At 61.2% G+C, this 16,082-nt stretch carries 16 protein-coding genes; 4 read left to right on the top strand and 12 right to left on the bottom strand.

Annotated features, from left to right (window positions below):
* Positions 1–55: 55 nt before the first annotated feature.
* The 3 genes from AC1DUP_RS08725 to AC1DUP_RS08715 all read right to left on the bottom strand — a co-directional run bounded on the left by AC1DUP_RS08725 (position 56) and on the right by AC1DUP_RS08715 (position 2,740).
* Positions 56–664, bottom strand: coding sequence for a 2'-5' RNA ligase family protein (locus AC1DUP_RS08725; RefSeq protein WP_477832437.1), 609 nt, complete (start codon positions 662–664; stop codon positions 56–58).
* Positions 665–838: 174 nt separating this feature from the next.
* On the bottom strand, positions 839–1,558 hold the full coding sequence (locus AC1DUP_RS08720; protein ID WP_477832436.1) for an AAA family ATPase: 720 nt from the start codon (positions 1,556–1,558) through the stop codon (positions 839–841).
* 285 nt (positions 1,559–1,843) lie between these two features.
* Positions 1,844–2,740, bottom strand: a complete 897-nt coding sequence (locus tag AC1DUP_RS08715; RefSeq protein WP_113507381.1) for a LysR family transcriptional regulator — start codon at positions 2,738–2,740, stop codon at positions 1,844–1,846.
* 251 nt (positions 2,741–2,991) lie between these two features.
* On the opposite strand from AC1DUP_RS08715, the gene AC1DUP_RS08710 reads away from it, so the two are divergent.
* Together AC1DUP_RS08710 and AC1DUP_RS08705 are read left to right on the top strand one after the other, a co-directional pair.
* The gene (locus AC1DUP_RS08710) at positions 2,992–3,726 is read left to right on the top strand and encodes an SDR family NAD(P)-dependent oxidoreductase (RefSeq protein WP_477832435.1); all 735 of its coding nucleotides are present in this window, start codon (positions 2,992–2,994) and stop codon (positions 3,724–3,726) included.
* A 51-nt stretch (positions 3,727–3,777) separates the two neighbouring features.
* A complete protein-coding gene (locus AC1DUP_RS08705; protein ID WP_477832434.1) occupies positions 3,778–4,380 on the top strand; it encodes an NADPH-dependent F420 reductase in 603 nt (200 codons plus the stop codon).
* Between the two features lie 251 nt (positions 4,381–4,631).
* Here AC1DUP_RS08705 and guaA read toward each other — a convergent pair whose 3' ends face one another.
* From guaA to AC1DUP_RS08690, 3 genes are all read right to left on the bottom strand, one after another.
* Positions 4,632–6,194 carry a glutamine-hydrolyzing GMP synthase gene (gene guaA / locus AC1DUP_RS08700; RefSeq protein ID WP_113298259.1) on the bottom strand — a complete coding sequence of 521 codons (1,563 nt, stop codon included), beginning with the start codon at positions 6,192–6,194 and terminating at the stop codon, positions 4,632–4,634.
* Positions 6,195–6,286: 92 nt separating this feature from the next.
* Complete coding sequence (locus AC1DUP_RS08695; protein ID WP_113298260.1) at positions 6,287–6,925, bottom strand: 5'-methylthioadenosine/S-adenosylhomocysteine nucleosidase; 639 nt, start codon at positions 6,923–6,925, stop codon at positions 6,287–6,289.
* A complete protein-coding gene (locus tag AC1DUP_RS08690; RefSeq protein ID WP_113298261.1) occupies positions 6,922–7,371 on the bottom strand; it encodes a PaaI family thioesterase in 450 nt (149 codons plus the stop codon). Before AC1DUP_RS08690 ends, AC1DUP_RS08695 begins: the two co-directional genes overlap by 4 nt.
* Before the next feature lie 30 nt (positions 7,372–7,401).
* Between AC1DUP_RS08690 and AC1DUP_RS08685 the strand changes: the two genes are divergently transcribed.
* Positions 7,402–7,605, top strand: coding sequence for a hypothetical protein (locus AC1DUP_RS08685; RefSeq protein WP_477832433.1), 204 nt, complete (start codon positions 7,402–7,404; stop codon positions 7,603–7,605).
* 138 nt (positions 7,606–7,743) lie between these two features.
* Positions 7,744–8,823 carry a DUF2252 family protein gene (locus AC1DUP_RS08680; protein ID WP_477832432.1) on the top strand — a complete coding sequence of 360 codons (1,080 nt, stop codon included), beginning with the start codon at positions 7,744–7,746 and terminating at the stop codon, positions 8,821–8,823.
* On the opposite strand, the gene AC1DUP_RS08675 is transcribed toward AC1DUP_RS08680, so the two are convergent.
* The 6 genes from AC1DUP_RS08675 to AC1DUP_RS08650 all read right to left on the bottom strand — a co-directional run bounded on the left by AC1DUP_RS08675 (position 8,802) and on the right by AC1DUP_RS08650 (position 15,934).
* Positions 8,802–9,902, bottom strand: coding sequence for a DUF1513 domain-containing protein (locus tag AC1DUP_RS08675; RefSeq protein ID WP_477832431.1), 1,101 nt, complete (start codon positions 9,900–9,902; stop codon positions 8,802–8,804). The genes AC1DUP_RS08680 and AC1DUP_RS08675 overlap by 22 nt on opposite strands.
* A gap of 4 nt (positions 9,903–9,906) precedes the next feature.
* Positions 9,907–11,010, bottom strand: coding sequence for an imelysin family protein (locus AC1DUP_RS08670; protein ID WP_477832430.1), 1,104 nt, complete (start codon positions 11,008–11,010; stop codon positions 9,907–9,909).
* Positions 11,010–12,548, bottom strand: coding sequence for a di-heme oxidoreductase family protein (locus tag AC1DUP_RS08665; RefSeq protein WP_477832429.1), 1,539 nt, complete (start codon positions 12,546–12,548; stop codon positions 11,010–11,012). The genes AC1DUP_RS08670 and AC1DUP_RS08665 overlap by 1 nt, the downstream gene beginning before the upstream one ends.
* Positions 12,549–12,595: 47 nt before the next feature.
* A complete protein-coding gene (locus tag AC1DUP_RS08660; protein ID WP_113507388.1) occupies positions 12,596–13,873 on the bottom strand; it encodes an imelysin family protein in 1,278 nt (425 codons plus the stop codon).
* Positions 13,874–14,101: 228 nt separating this feature from the next.
* On the bottom strand, positions 14,102–15,391 hold the full coding sequence (locus AC1DUP_RS08655; protein ID WP_477832428.1) for an RsmB/NOP family class I SAM-dependent RNA methyltransferase: 1,290 nt from the start codon (positions 15,389–15,391) through the stop codon (positions 14,102–14,104).
* 180 nt (positions 15,392–15,571) lie between these two features.
* A complete protein-coding gene (locus tag AC1DUP_RS08650) occupies positions 15,572–15,934 on the bottom strand; it encodes a septal ring lytic transglycosylase RlpA family protein (protein WP_113298269.1) in 363 nt (120 codons plus the stop codon).
* Positions 15,935–16,082: the final 148 nt, after the last annotated feature.

Here is a 16,082-nt window from a genome sequence, read left to right as displayed (position 1 = left end):
GTGCATATTGAGTGGGGAGTTTTAGGCGAATCCCCACCCGCGGTGCAAGCGCAGCTCAGCCGATGAGAGGCCACCGGTTGATGACGTGATGCTCGCTCTTCCCATAGATGCTGTGAATCAGCAGGAACTCCTGGACGGTCCAGCGCACAGGTCGGTCAAGCTTTTCAGGCAGCACGGTCTTGCGATCATAGACCATCGTCATGTGCGGCGTCAGATGTCCGCCAACATTATAGGGTAGCCCGGCCTCGTAGAGACCTTCTTGAATTTGGTTGCGAAGATCCAGCAGGCCTTCGTTTTCTTGCCTGCCACAGATGACGAAAGCCTGCGCTTGGCCAGGATGCTTGAAGCTCATGGCCTCGTCGAGAACAATTTCGAACGGCTGGGCACGGACTGTCGCGGCGACTTGTTCAGCGGCGAACACGATATCATCCGGGAGCCGACGGTAGGCGCCAATGCCGTTCAGCGTGACATGAAGCACTGCGTTGGGCCGCGAGGGCCCGGTCAGAGAATGTCTATTGCGATACACTTGCGCGATGTCCAGCGCCTCGGATGCCGCTTCGATGGTTGGACGAAGCGCGAAGAAAATCCTGTCGTGAAATTCTCCGACAAGATCGGATTTCTTCTGCGGGCCTGCGCTATTCGGATCGAGTGGAAAATGAGGCATTTGAACTACGGACTACATCGCCCGCCTCCTTGTTTCGACAAGGAGGAGCATACCCGGATTGACATTATAGTCAAGAACAAAACATGAACAAAATATTTTTTGGGGATATTAAAGACTGAAACGGCTGCCGCAAGGCAGCCGTTTGTTGGCGTCAATCGAGCGTTGAGACAAGTCTTATGCAGCGTTCTTGACGAGCTCAGCCGCCTTCTTGGGAGACCTGGTGCGGGCTGCCTTCGGCGGCGCGAGACGAAGAACATCGTCTGCCAGCAAGCGGGCATTGTCTTGCGCCTTGTCGAGATTGCTGACACGGGCAGGATCCATCGTGTAGAGGCTGCCGCCGGAAACGAACATGTCGCGATAGGCCGCGCGCTCGATCAACGCCGTGTCGATGACGTTCACCTCCTGCTTGGCGAGCAGACCCTTTACGGCGAGCAATGCGCGCGTCGTGATGATCGAGCTGATGCGGGTCAGCACGACCGAATGCGGGATGAGAATATCATGCTGGGCCGCAAGCTGCTTCAAGATCTCAAGCACCTGCGCGCCGCCGACGGCATCCATGGCGCAGCCCTGCACCGGAACCATCACATGATCTGAAAAGCCGATGGCCTTCGCCATCAGCGGGGTCATCCCGGCCGGCAGGTCGATGATGACATAACCGCCCCGTTTCTTGAGGTCCTTGATCTGCTGTTCGATCGTATCTTCACTGACGCCTGGCATGACGGCGAAATTGGCTGCTTCCCCTGTCAGGCGGTGCCAGCGTGTGGCCCATTGCTGAGGGTCTGCATCCAGAACGGAAACGCGATGGCCACGGCGAGCCAGTTCTGTGGCAAGAACGAGGGCGACCGTCGTTTTGCCGGCGCCTCCTTTCGTATTCGCAAAAGTAAGTGTTGGCATCGATTACCTCGGGTTGATGAGTTGGCGGCACTCATCCCTGAGAGAGACGCGTCTCGGGCTTAAAGGACAGCGGCTTTCGCAGTGATGAGTTGAAAAGGTCAAACAGCAACCTTGCGTGGCGCTGTTTTATCCTGCTGTCCGAGGTTGATTTTTTCTGGGTGTAATCGGTTGGTGGCGGGCAGTAACCCTTCTCGGCGCCTTATTTGATAGCGTAGCCGCCGCGAAGCGATCGCAGCTCGGCTTCCGATCGGATTACGGCAAGCGTCGCCTGCGACCTGCCGGGCGTCAGTCGCGCGATATGCACAGCCCCGCGAGAAGCGGAGCGGAGGCGGCGAGCCTGCGGGATACGAACTCGGTAAAGAGCTGCACGCGCTTCGTCTTGCGCGTCTCCCCCTGTGTGAGAAGCCAGAGCGTTCCATACATGTGCAGGTCGGTGCCCGGCACCCTCACCAGTAAGGGGTCGGCATCTCCGACGAAGCACGGCAGTGTTGTGATCCCGAGCCCTTGCCGCACAGCAACGATCTGCGCCTCGGCGTCCGTAATCCTGAATGGACCCCCCGCGGTGCGAACCTCACCCTCGCTGGCCCAATCCGGAATTCCATGAATGCTTATGACGATCCACCGGATGGGATCAGGCGCGCCCGCACGCCATGCGGCTAGTCGGTCGCGGGACATGTAGACTCCACCGAACAGCTCCGGTCCCTTCAGGCCGTGAAGATTGAGCGGCAGCGTTTTGCGGTCGTAAACGACGCGGATCGCCACGTCGGCCTCTCTGTTCGTAAGATTTGCCAGCTCGCCGGACGACGAGATTTCCATCTCGATGTCCGGATGCAGGCGCGCGAAATCGGCGAAATCCGGCATGAGCAGGTGTGTCGCGAGTGTCGGAGCCAACGTCACCCGCAGAAGCCCGCGCACGCTTTGGTCGCGCCCGAAGACGCGCGTCTCCAGCTGGTGTGACGACGCTTCCATCTGGTTGGCAAGCTCGAGGACCTCCTCGCCCGCAGCCGTCAGGCGATAGCCCGAAGGCAGCTTTTCGAACATCCGCGCCCCGAGGCGTTCTTCGAGCTGTGCGATGCGTCGCAGCACGGTCGAGTGATACACCCCGAGGCTCTCGGCGGCAGCCCGCACTGAGCCTCCGCGCGCCACAGCCAGAAAGTAGCGAATGTCATCCCAGTCGATCATGGTGCAATCCTGCACCGCCCGGTGCGCCTTCCAAAGCCGTCTCTACTGCATCGTACTGCAGTATTGGTGGTCATCAAAGGCCATGTTGACAAGCGCGATATCGACTGTCGCGGCCAGCATCATTCGTCCGGCCGGATCGATTTTGCACCACCGATGTGCGCGCTTCCGCACTCACCGCCTGAATCCTGCGGACCTATGTTGAGGGTCTCGGGGCGTCCCCGAACGACCAGGGGCAACGAAGGATGCATGACATGAACAGACTGAATGGAAAGACTGCCGTTATCACCGGTGGCGCTACCGGCATCGGCCGCGCCGCAGCAAAGCGCTTCATTGACGAGGACGCCTTCGTCTTCATCTTCGGCCGCCGGCAAGATGCGCTCGACGCGGCTTTGGCGGACCTCGGGCCGAATGCCCGCGCGGTGAAGGGCTCGGTCTCCGATTTGGCCGACCTCGACCGACTCTACGCGGCGGTGGCGGCCGAGCGCGGAACCCTCGATATCGTCTTTGCCAATGCCGGGGCGGGAAGCCCGCTTCCGCTCGGCAAGATCACCCCCGAGCACATCGATGAAACTTTCGACACCAATGTGAAGGGTACGATCATGACGGTCCAGAAGGCGCTGCCGCTGATGGGGGAAGGCGGTTCGATCATCCTGACCGGCTCTAGCGCCGGCACCACGGGCGCCCCGGCATTCAGCGCCTACAGCGCGAGCAAGGCGGCAGTGCGCAACCTCGCGCGGACCTGGGCGGAAGACCTTAAAGGCACCGGCATCCGTGTAAATGTGCTGTCGCCCGGGGCAACGGCGACCGAACTGGCGAAGGAAGCGCTCGGCGAGGAGGGCCAGAAGGTCTTCGCCTCGATGACCCCGCTTCAGCGTATGGCCGATCCGGCGGAGATCGGAGCGGTGGCTGCATTTCTCGCGTCGCCGGACAGCAGCTTCATGACCGCCAGCGAGGTCGCGGTAGACGGCGGCCTCGCGCAACTCTGACGCGTTCCGCCGGGCTAGGCCGGGGGATCAATATCAACACGGAGAAGTATTATGAGCTATGCGATTATAGGATTCGGTGCGGTAGGCCAGGCTCTCGCCCATACCTTCGCCCGTAAAAACATCGACGTGGCCGTCGCGAGCCGCCGGCCGGCCGAGGCGTTGGCGCTGCAGGCTCGGGCGATTGGACCCGGGGTCGTCGCCAAGTCGCTGCGGGATGCACTCGAGGCCGACACAATCATCTTGGCGGTCCCGTTCGGTGAGCATCGCGAGGTTGCGAAGGCCCTGCCGAGCTGGGAAGGCAAGACAGTCATCGACGCCACGAACGCCTTTGGAGTTCTCGTTGAAGAGCTGGACGGTCTCCCGTCCTCCGCCTTCGTCGCGAAGGCGTTCACCGGCGCCAAGCTCGTCAAAGGTTTCAATCACCTGGTTGCGGCCACCTTGGCCGCCGATCCGATCGTCGAGGGCGGACACCGGGTCGTCTTTTTGTCGAGCGACGACGAGGACGCGATTGCTCCCGTGGCGGCCTTGGCCAAACGACTCGGGTTCGCACCCGTCACGCTCGGAAAGCTCAGCGAGGGTGGCGCGCTGGTGCACGCACGCGGCCGCACTTGGGGCCAGCTCATCTTCCAGGATTTGTTCAAGAAGGAGCAGTAATCGATCTGCGACCGTGTGATCGACGCCGAGAATTGGTCGCGCGCTAGCTTCTTCTAGCAGCGCGCGACCGAGTATTTGAAGGCCACAAAGTCGCGTAGGTTGGGGTGGGCCTGACGGCGCATGGGCGCCGTTCGAAGAGCGGGGAGACGCCCGACGGAGCGGCAGATCTGCGGGGCGCCTGGAACCTATCGACTGCTATCGATGGCCCCAGGGTTCGCTCGAATGTCCTCTGCTTCCGATACTACTCCCCTTCACTCCCACTCGATCGTGCCCGGCGGCTTGCTCGTCACATCATAAACGACGCGGTTGATGCCGCGGACTTCGTTGATGATGCGGGTGGCGGCGCGGCCGAGGAATTCCATATCGTAATGGTAGAAATCCGCCGTCATACCGTCGACGGAGGTGACGGCGCGCAGTGCGCAGACGAATTCGTAGGTACGGCCGTCGCCCATGACGCCGACGGTCTGGACAGGCAGCAGCACGGCGAAGGCCTGCCAGATGGCGTCATAGAGGCCGGCCTTGCGGATCTCGTCGAGATAGATCGCATCGGCTTCGCGCAGGATCTCGAGCTTTTCGCGGGTGATGCCGCCGGGGCAGCGGATAGCGAGGCCCGGACCCGGGAAGGGGTGGCGGCCGATGAAGCTGTCAGGCAGGCCGAGTTCCTTGCCGAGGGCGCGCACTTCATCCTTGAAGAGCTCACGCAGCGGCTCGACGAGCTGCATCTTCATGCGCTCCGGCAGGCCGCCGACATTGTGGTGCGACTTGATGGTGACGGAGGGGCCACCAGTGAAGGAAACGGACTCGATCACATCGGGATAGAGCGTGCCCTGGCCGAGGAAATCGGCGCCGCCGAGCTTCTTGGCTTCATCCTCGAAAGTCTCGATGAACAGGCGACCGATGATCTTGCGCTTGGTTTCCGGGTCCGAGACGCCTTCGAGTTCGCCGATGAAGCGATCGGCTGCATCGACATGGATCAGGTGCAGGTTGTAGTGCTCGCGGAACATGGCGACGACGCCCGCCGCCTCGTCCTTGCGCATCAGGCCGTGGTCGACGAGGATACAGGTCAGTTGGTCGCCGACCGCCTCGTGGATGAGCAGCGCCGCAACGGAGGAGTCTACACCGCCCGAAAGGGCGCAGATGACACGCTTGTCGCCGACCTGTTTGCGAATGTCGTCAACCGCCTTCTGGCGATAGGCCGACATGGTCCAGTCGCCCTTGATGCCGGCAATGTTGTGAATGAAGTTAGCGATCAGCTTTGCGCCATCAGGCGTGTGCACGACCTCCGGATGAAACTGCACGCCGTAATATTTGCGTTTCTCGTCGGCGATGAAGGCGTATGGCGCGTTGGAGGAGGTTGCAACAACCTCGAAGCCCTCGGGCAGTCTCGTCACGCGGTCGCCATGGCTCATCCAGACCTGATGGCGGGAGCCTTTGGACCACAATCCCTCAAAAAGAGCGCAGTCCTCATCGACTTCGAGGAAGGCGCGTCCGAATTCGCGGTGATGACCGCTCTCCACGAGGCCGCCGAGCTGCATGCACATCGTCTGCTGGCCGTAGCAGATGCCGAACACCGGAAGGCCGCTGTCGAAGATGATCTGCGGCGCCCTTGGCGATCCTTCATCCACCGTCGAGGCCGGGCTGCCGGACAGGATCACGGCTTTCGGCTGGAGGCGATTGAAGCCCTCTTCGGCGGACTGGAAGGGAACGATCTCGCAATAGACACCGGCTTCACGCACGCGTCGTGCGATGAGCTGGGTCACCTGGCTGCCGAAATCGACGATGAGAACGCTATCGGGATGTGCTGTCTGGGTCATGGCGAGCCTTTAATGAAAAGCGCCTCTGCTTGCAATCCGGGAATTCGGCCGAAGCCGGGTTTTATTGTCCCGATTGTCCCTGTTTTCAGCCCTTAGAACCAGAAAACGCCATCTTCCAGAGCAGTAAACAGACTGTCGACGGCATAGGAAAGTTTGCGGTCGACGATGTGCAAATATTCTGTCCAGCCGGAAATATGCTGTAGCTCGACTGCACCATCCGAAATGCCGCGAAGGCCGATCAGGGGCAGCTTGTAGCCCTGGCAGGCGCGCAGCACTGCATAGGTTTCCATGTCGACCATGTCGGCTGCGATATTGGCATAGGCCGCACCGGAGACGACATTGCCGCCGGTCGAAAGGGTGGCTTCGGGAACACCGGGAATGCGCAGCGGCAGATCGAGGTCTGCCGGCAGGTCGAGGAAGGGCGTCTTGCCCTTTTCGAAGCCGAGAGGCGAGGCGTCCATGTCGCGGTAGGAGACGGAGGTAACCTGATAGACCTCGGTCTGTTGCAGCCGCGCCGAGCCGGCCGAGCCGAGCGATACCACGAGATCGGGCAGATCGTCGGATGCATCGAGACGGGAGAGCGACTTGGTGAGGGCGATCGCCGCCTCGACCGGGCCGACGCCAGTCATCAGCGGCTCGATGCGTGAGCGCAGGAACGGACCATATTCGGCCTCTGCGGCCATGACGAACAGGATGGATTTGCCTGCGACCGACTTCAGTTCGAATTTCATCCCGTAATTCCCTCTCTTCCGCGGATAACCATCATCGTGCCGGTCATGGATGCGATGAGCTTCGCAGGCCCATCGCTGATCGCATAACCTCGCCCATCGGCGACGATGATGTTGGAGCCGGGTTTCGTGATCTCGCCCCTGAAGAGGAAGCGTTCGCCGCGCCCCGGCGACATGAGGTTGACCTTGAACTCGATCGTCAGGATCGAGGCGTCAGGATCGATAACGCTGTAGGCGGCAAATCCGCACGCCGAATCGAGCGCGGCGGAAATGATGCCCGCGTGCAAAATGCCGTGCTGCTGTGTCAGTTTGACGTCGAAAGGAAGCTCGATTTCCACCACGCCGTGCTCGACGCGTGTCAGCTCCGCGCCGATCGTGTGCATTGCCGCCTGGCGGGAAAAATTCTGGCGGATCCGCTCCCGGAAATCGCCCCTGTCGGTATTGTTCATCGCAGTCCCTCTCGCAGCCGCGAAAGTGGCATGACCGGCCGGATTCGACAAGGTTTCAATCCGGCTTACGATGTTTTTGTCTTTCGGTCGAATTTCGATCACGCGGCTCTCTCTGGTCATCTATTCGACTGGATCGTTTCCGCCCAGGGAGCCACGCCAGTCGTTTCACGGACGGCCTGCAGCATCCGCGGCAAGCTCGGCCTGTTCGATGCTCCGGCGCAATTAGTCGCCTAGAAAGACGACGGATACACATCTTGTCATGGGCGCGACGACTGAATTTCCGCTTCGTCGCGTCCGTCCTGGGATCATCCCGAAACCTCTTCTGAATAAGGGCCCGCAGGATTATGATCGACCGAAGCTGAGGGCGAGCCGATGAAGAGATTTTCTCAATCTGTGGACGATTATGAGGCGTGGCTGGCAAACGAGCTGCAGGGCGAGCTCGTGCAGGAGGATCTCGACGAGAAACACCGGAAGATGTGCGACGAGGCCTTCGCATTCTTGCGCGCCACCTACTGGCGTTGGTCCGAGATCATCTACGACGTCAGGCCCGAGCTTGCCGACATGCCGCAAGTGCTGTCGATCGGGGATACGCATCTGGAGAATTTCGGGACCTGGCGGGATATCGAGGGACGGCTCGTCTGGGGTGCCAATGATTTCGACGACGCGGCGATCATGCCCTACGGGCTGGATCTCGTGCGGCTGGTGGCAAGCGCCGTTCTGGCTCAGTCGGATGACGGGATTTCCGGCAGGGCGATCGCCGAGCTCATCCTCGCTGGCTATGTGCGCGGCCTTGAGCACTCGGCTCCGGTCATCCTGGAGCGCGATCATCCTTGGCTCCGCGACAAGCTTTTGCTTTCGGAAGATGAGCGGAAAGACTTCTGGGAAAAATGCGATAAGCGCAAACCCGGCAAAAGGCCGGCACCCGGCCGTTTTGTCGAGGCCTTGAAAAATGCTCTGCCGAGGGGTTCGGGAAATGCCACACCTGTACCGGTGACGAAGGGGACGGGAAGTCTCGGGCGGCCGCGTTTCATCGCCTATGTGAAGGAGTGGCGCGGCGGCCCGGTGTTGCGTGAAGCCAAGGCCCTTGTGCCCTCCGCCTGGTCTTTGGCCAGATCAGGAGATCACGTCATCAGAACCGGCGTCATCGCCGCCGGACGGATGCGCAGCCCCGATCCCCATTTCGTTGTAACCGGTCGCATTCTCGTTCGCAGGCTTTCGCCCAACAGCCGCAAGATCGAGATCAAGAGCGATGCGAAGACCCTGTTGAACGGCTCGATGCTGGAACTGATGGGCTTCGAGATCGCCAACTGCCATTCAGATGACGCAGCAAGTGTTGCGGCAATTCGCAATGATCTGCGCTCCCGCGGCGAGAACTGGCTTTACGAGGCGGCGCGGGCAACCGCGGAAGCCACTGAAAGGGACTGGAAGGCTTACCGTACGGACGCTTGCTGAGCGATGCGCACGATATGCTGGTCCCAGGCGACATCGCTTTGAGCGGAAAGGAAATTGCCGTCATAGGATGAAACGACAAAACCATCAGGTGCCGGCGCAATGCCCGCGGCATCGGGAATGCTTTCCTCGCGCAGTACCTTGCCCGTCTTCCCATCAATGGTGACGGACGCACCGGCGATCGGCGAGGTGACACCGACGAGCCCTTCCTTCCGGTTGACGGCGATCGCCCCGACATAATTGGCAAGTAGCCGTGTCGTCTCCTCGGGCAGGTCTATGAAAACAAGATCCTCGCCCTTGGCGAAATGGCCGACGAGCGGCGGTAGATCCTTGCGGTGACCTTCGTATTGGCAGGCAAACCAGATGCGGCCGCTGGCGTCGATATCGACATGGCGTGTGGAGACTGACGACCATTGCGGCGGCAGCGTGTGTTTTTCGATCAGTGCGCCGGTCACCGCATCGATGAGCGCCAGCGACGGCTGCATATTGCCGAGATTGAGCTTGGTGCGGCCGAAGTCCGGATGTGTCTCGATGCCGCCATTGGCGACGATGAGCATGCGGCCGTCATCGGAAACCGTCATGTCGTGCGGGCCGACGCCATAGGTCTCATACTCACCGATGCGGGCAAAACGGTTCGTCGCATCGTAGAGGCCGATCATGCCCCTGTTATTGTCGAAGTCGTTCTCGCTGGCATAGAGCAGCCGTCCATCCGGCGAAAAGGCGCCGTGGCCGTAGAAATGCCGGTCCTCCGGCGAGGTGATGACGATGGGCTCTGCCTGGTTCCGGGGATCGAAGATCATGGCGAATGTGCCGGGCCGGCGCGCAAAGGCGACGGCGCGGCCGGTGGCGCTGCTATGGGCCATGCCGTGGGCGCGGGCGGGAAGCGTCACCTGATCGACGATCTCGCCACGCTCGGTGACCGTTGCCACGGCGAAGGAGCCGTTGGCGGCACGGATGCCGGAGGCATAGACGGCATCGGCGCGGTCGAGCGCCAACAGCGCCTGCGGCTTCAGCGCGGCCAGGAAGCCGATGCCGGCGGCCTTGATGAAACCGCGTCTGTCGATGGCGGCGCTGCGCCACACTGGCTCAGTCCCCGTCCGAGAAGGAGAAGCCGGCCGAAAGGCCGATCGCGGCGCCATACTGGTCGCTGATCGTGGTGATGAGGTCGCGGCTCTCGGTCAGCAGCGTATCGAGCTTGGCCTTTTCCGCATCGCTGACGGCGATTTCGATATCCGGGTTCAGCTTGGAGACGCTGTCGATGATCGTCTTGAGCTTGGTGTCGATCGCATCGGCAACCTGCTTCTTCTCCGGCGGCAACAGCTCGGCCATGCCGGCCTTCTGCCAGAGCGTCCGGATGCCCTCGAGATTGGCAGCCATGGACTTCCACGTGTTTTTGGACCGCCAGTAGATCGCCATGCGCGGGCGAGCAGGCGTATCCTTGCCCTTGTAGAACTGCTCCAGCCGCTGATCGCGGACATTCTCGGCGCCGTGGACGAGGATGCCGAGAAGGGCGGTGACGGCCTCCTTGTTGTCCATGAAATCGTCGCTCTGCGGGCCGGGATGCTTCCAGCTCGCCTGCACGCCGTCAGGCTTTTCCCAGGCGGCGACCACTTCGCCGGCCTCTCGCTGGATATTGCCGGCGACCGCTTGGCCGTAGAGGCAGCGGAAGCCGCCCTTCTGCTTGATGAGATCTTCAGAACCGCTGCCGTAAAGTACATATTCGAGCGCGGTCAGGCCCTGCAGGGCCACACTTTTGCCGGCGATGGCATCGACGGCCGTGTCCTTCGGATCGGCCTTGGCGATAAGCGCCTGCACCTGCTTGAGGCCGACGCCCTTGCGGTCGGGATAGAAGAGGATGTGTTCGAAGAGATTGTCCTGGATGACCGGGCCTGTTTGCACGATCTCGATGGTCGACCAGTAACGGATCGTATCGTCGAAAGTGGATTTGGCGCGGTCGAGCGTCTGCTGCGTGCCGGATGCGCAGAGATCGTTCATGGCGGTCGTCAGGCGTGCGGCCGATTGCTGCATGTTGCGGTAGCCGGGGCGGATGACCTCATCGACGGCGCGCTGCATGACTGAGGGCACGGCATCCTCGTTGAGGCCCGAAGCGGGCGGTGCGGCGCTCTGGGCGGCTGCCGATGTGGCAAGGCCGGTCAGGGCGAGGCAAAGGAGGGTATGCCAAGGGCGCATCAGAGTGACTCCAGGAATGTAATCAGGGCCTCTCTATCGTCTTTTGACAGCGAGGAGAATGCGTTACGGGCTTTTTCAGCTTCGCCGCCATGCCAGAGGATCGCTTCGGTGAGATTTCTGGCGCGGCCGTCATGCAGGAAGAAGCTGTGTCCGCTGACAGTCCGGGTCAGTCCTATACCCCATAGCGGAGGCGTGCGCCATTCACGTCCGCTGGCAAGTCCTACTTGCTGTCCGTCCGCCAGGCCATCGCCCATGTCGTGTAGCAGGAAATCCGAATAGGGCCAGATAAGCTGGAAGGATTGGGCCTTCTCAGCGGTATCGCGGCGGGTGACGAACTTCGGCACGTGGCAGGAAATGCAGCCGGATTCGTAGAAAAGCTGCTTGCCGCGCAGGGTCCCGGCAAAGCTCGCCTTGCGGCGTGCCGGCACGGCGAGGTTCTCTGAATAGAAGGTGACGAGATCAAGCACAGGGTCCGGGGCTTCCTCGTCGCCGAGGCGTTTCTGCACGCCATCAGGCATGCCGAGACATTTTGTCTCGGCCGCAGTGCAATCGCCATACGCATTGGGCGCGTCCGGCGTCGAAATGCCGATGTCGTTGGAAAAGGCGTCGGCGCTTTGGTCGCGTACCGTGGCGTTCTGCGCCTTCCAGCCGAAACGGCCGAGCGCAATCTTGCCATTACGGTGGTCGCGCACGATGGCCGCCTTGCCGGAGATTCCATCGTGATCGAGATCGGCAGGGTCGGCGTGAGCGAGAATATCTGCCTCGGGGATCGCCTGGATCAGCCCGAGGCCGATCATCGCCGGGGCAACGCGCGCAGAGATCGTCGTCGCCGGATCGAACGGACCATAGGCAAGGTCATTGGCGGAATAGACAGGCTTGCGCAGGCTCACCGTCTCGCCGCCGGCAAGTGCCGCGATCTCCTCTGTATAGCTGACGGCAATCTTGCCTTCGGCGGCAAGCCCGGGAACGGCAAGATCCTGAAGCTGGTGGCCGTAAACCGGATCGGGGAAATTGACGACATCGGCCCCGGCGATCGCTTTTTCTTCCTCAGGTGTTTTTGCCGCACGGGCTACGCGAAGGACCATCGACGTGGCGCTCGGACCACCCTCCGGTGGTTTGCCGCGGCCGTCATTGGCGTGACAACTCATGCAGGAGCGGGCATTGAAAAGTGGGCCGAGCCCGTCGGACGCTTGCGTCGAGGAGGGTGCAGAGACCCAGAGTTTGCGGAAGAGTGCATTGCCGAGTCGGAAATTCTGTTCTTCCTCGAAGGGAATATTAGCGGCGATATGCGAGAAGCTGTCTTCGGTGATCGGATCGATGGAGGTCGCTGCACCCGCCTGCATCGCCTCATAGGGTTCAGCCTTGGTGAAATCGCCGGTCGGCCGCGTGACATCGGCGACGCGCTTCAAATCCGCACTGGAAAGATCGGTACGTTCAGCCGGAAGGTCGAAGGCGCCGGCTATGGCGACGGGCAGCCCGGCAACCAAAGCGCAGAAAGCTGCGCTGATAAAAAGACGTCCGACCGGGTTATGCGACATTTCAAGGATCCGGGCCGCTCCGGGTTCGGAGCGGCCCGCCTTTTTGCTTATTTGAAGACAGCGTTAGGATTATCCAGGCTGTCGGAACCTTCAAGCTCGACGGTGCCGAGGTCAAGTGCGGCAATAACGCGCTGGACCGACTTCGTCTGGTCAATGAGGCCGTCGATGGCCGCTTGAACGACAGCGTTGCCTTCTTTGTTGCCCTCGCCGATCATCTGGTCGTACTTCTCGACCGTCTCGCCGCGCTTGGCCATGGCATGCATGGCATCCAGCGTCTTGTTGAGCTTGCCGGTCATCTCGGCGTCCAGAGCCTTATCCTTGGCTGAAACGAGGTCGTGCAGCGACGGGCCGGCCAGCTTGGTGCCGTCGACGCGGGTATATTCGCCCGTATAGGCGGCGGCGATGCCGATCGCGTCGTTCAGATGCGAGTTGTAGGTGTTGTCGGAGAAGCAATCATGCTCTTCTTCCGGATCGTGCAGCAGCAGGCCGAGCTTCATGCGCTCGCCGGCAAGCTCACCGTAGGAGAGTGAACCCATGCCCGTGAGGATGGCGACGAGGCCAGCCTTCGGATCGGCTTCGACATGCTTTGCGGCTTCTCCATCCGGCGCCCAGTCGTCGGTCATTTCCTGCAGGTCGGAAACGAGCAGCGTGGAGGCCGACTTCAGATAGTCGGCGCGGCGGTCACAATTGCCGTGCGTGCAATTCTTCAGGTCGTAGTCGCTGGCTGGACGTTCGCCGGCGCCAGGCCCCGTGCCGTGCAGATCCTGGCCCCAGAGCAGGAATTCGATGGCGTGGTAGCCGGTCGCGACGTTGGCTTCGATACCGCCGGCCTCAGCAAGCGTGCCGGAGAGGAACTCCGGTGTCAGCTTGGAGGCGTCGACATCCTTGCCGTCGATCTTGATCGTCTTGTTGGCGATGACGTTTGCGACATAGAGGGAGTTCTCGTCGCTTTCCGTGCCATAGGAGGGATCGACATAATCGATCAGGCCTTCGTCGAGCGGCCATGCGTTGACCTTGCCTTCCCAGTCGTCAACAACAGGGTTGCCGAAACGATAGACTTCGGTTTGCTGATAGGGAACACGTGCCTTGATCCAGGCGTCCTTGGCGGCCTTCAGCGTGGCATCATCAGGCGACTTCAGAAACGCGTCGATGGCCGCGTCGAGCGCCTTGGCTGTTGTCAGCGAGTCTTCGTACTTCGCATGTGCGACTTCAGCATAATGCTTCACGACAGCCGCTGCGTCGGTTGCCGCATGGGCGGGAAGGGCGAGCAGGGCGGCGGGGGCAATCGCCAGCGCGGCTGCGCGGAATGTGCGGTTGAGCTTCATGATCCTCTCCTGTGACGGATTTCCGTCTGAATCCGGCAATCGTCTCTTCGCGCAAAAGCAAACTGGTGTCAAACACTCTAGTTTGGAATGGTTTTAAGGATGGATTTACTGTGTTCAACCTGGCTGGCGGAAGAACATTTGCCCGAAAATTCAGCGCGTTCTGCTGTTGTGTCATCTGGCACATGCCGGTCACGCCGCGTTTTCGATTTCCGCGGCAGACCGGCCCGCTCAGCGGTTCCTTTTGAGGCGGCAGAAGAAGAAGCCGTCCGTATCCGTCGAGGCCGGCGTCAGGGTGATCGTCTTGCCGTCGGAAGAGCGTGGGCGTGTGCTTTCCTTGCCGAACAGGCTGTCCCAGGCCGGCAGGGCATTGACGATTTCGAAATCGCCGTTGTCGGTAGCAAAGCGCCGCACCTGCTCTTCATTTTCCTGCGGCAGCACCGAGCAGGTAACGTAGACCAGTTCGCCGCCGGGGCGCACAAAGCTGCTCGCTTGCGTCAGCGCGTCCTGCTGCTGGGCTTTGCGCTCGTCGAGGTTCTTGGTTGTCAGCCGCCATTTCGTATCCGGGCGTCTGCGCCACGTGCCCGTACCGGTGCAGGGTGCATCGACCAGCACCTTGTCGCAGCGGCCACGCAGGCTGGACAGGCCCCTGACATCGTCATGGACCTGAACGTTGCGCGTGCCGGCGCGCTTCAGCCGCTCGATGATTGGTGCCAGCCGCTTGCGGTCGGCATCATAGGCGTGAACCTGGCCCTTGTTGTGCATGGCGGCCGCCATTGCAAGCGTCTTGCCGCCGCCGCCGGCGCAGTAATCCAGTACCTGCTCGCCATCCCCAGCCAGCACAAGATCGGCAACAATCTGCGATCCCTCGTCCTGCACTTCGAACCAGCCTTTCTGGAACGAAAGCTCCGCAGTGACGTTTGGAAGACGTGAGGCACCTTCACCGGCGGCAATCCGGATGCCGTGGCGTGCGATCTTGGCCTCCTTCGCGCCGGCGCGTTCCAGCGCCTTGACGGCCTTTTCGCGGGTGGCCTTCAGGATATTGGCGCGCAGATCGAGCGTCGGGCGCCCGGCAAGCGCCTGCGCTTCGATAAGCCAGCCGTCGCCGAAAGCTTGTTCGAAGGAGGATTGGACCCAATCGGGAATATCGCCCTGTACATGCAGGGGCGCGTCGGAAAGAGAGCGGCTCGTAAAGGCCGCGAGCGCCTCAGTCGAAAGCGGCGTTGGTGCGAACTTGTCGTCGGCAAGTTCGGCAGCCAGCGTTTCCGGCGTGAAGCCCCACTGGCGGAACATGACGGCGTGCCCAATGGCAACAGCACTATCGTCGTCCATCAGGAAGGCGTGGGAGAGGCGCATGCGCAGCGCGTCATAAACGATATTGCCGATCGCCGCCCGGTCGCCGGAGCCGGCGAAACGGTGGGCAAGGCCCCAATCCTTCAGCGCATCGGCGACAGGCCGTTTGCGGGCATCGATATCAGCCAGAACCGAAATCGCCCCTTCGAGGCGGCCGCCCAAACGCATTCAAACTTCTCCTATTGCCTTGGCTGGTGAACGATCCGCGCAAATGAGTCCCAGGAAGCCTGCCAAGGAAACCTGAGTGACTGGGCGGATTGTTCACAAGTCCCAACCGCGTGGTTACCCGCGATTGACGGCAAGAGCAAGCGCCGCATCCGGCGCAGGGATTTCGCGGAGGACCTGGCCTCAGCTCATGATTTCGTAGCAGACCTTCGCAGTACCTGTAGAGACCATGCCGATGTTCTGCGCGGCAGCGCGTGACAGATCGAGCACGCGACCGCGGATGAACGGACCACGATCATTGATGCGAACGACGACGCTGCGGCCGTTGTTGCGGTTGGTGACCTTCACCTTGGTGCCGAACGCCAGAGAACGATGTGCGGCAGTATAGATGGCCGGGTTCATGCGTTCCCCGGAAGCAGTTTTGGAGCGAAGTGCGTACCACGAAGCACCGCCACATCCGTTACCAGCAAATCCTTCCGCCGGAAGGGCGAATGAACAGGCTGCAATAGCTGCGGTAGTGATTAGAGAACGGCAGATTTTCTTCAAAACGGATTGTCCCTCAACTGTTGAACTTGCGCCTTCGCAGGCGGTGGGGCTTCAATCCGGGGAAAAGTGGCGAAAAAGTGCCGTTCGCAATCACGGAACGTTACAGTCTGTAACATTTGTGATTTTGGTAACATTGCGGTAGCAGGGC

The sequence above is a fragment of the Rhizobium sp. 01L419 genome (assembly GCF_056400025.1).
Note: the sequence above shows the minus strand (reverse complement) of the source record. Positions and strands in the feature narration are given on the sequence as shown.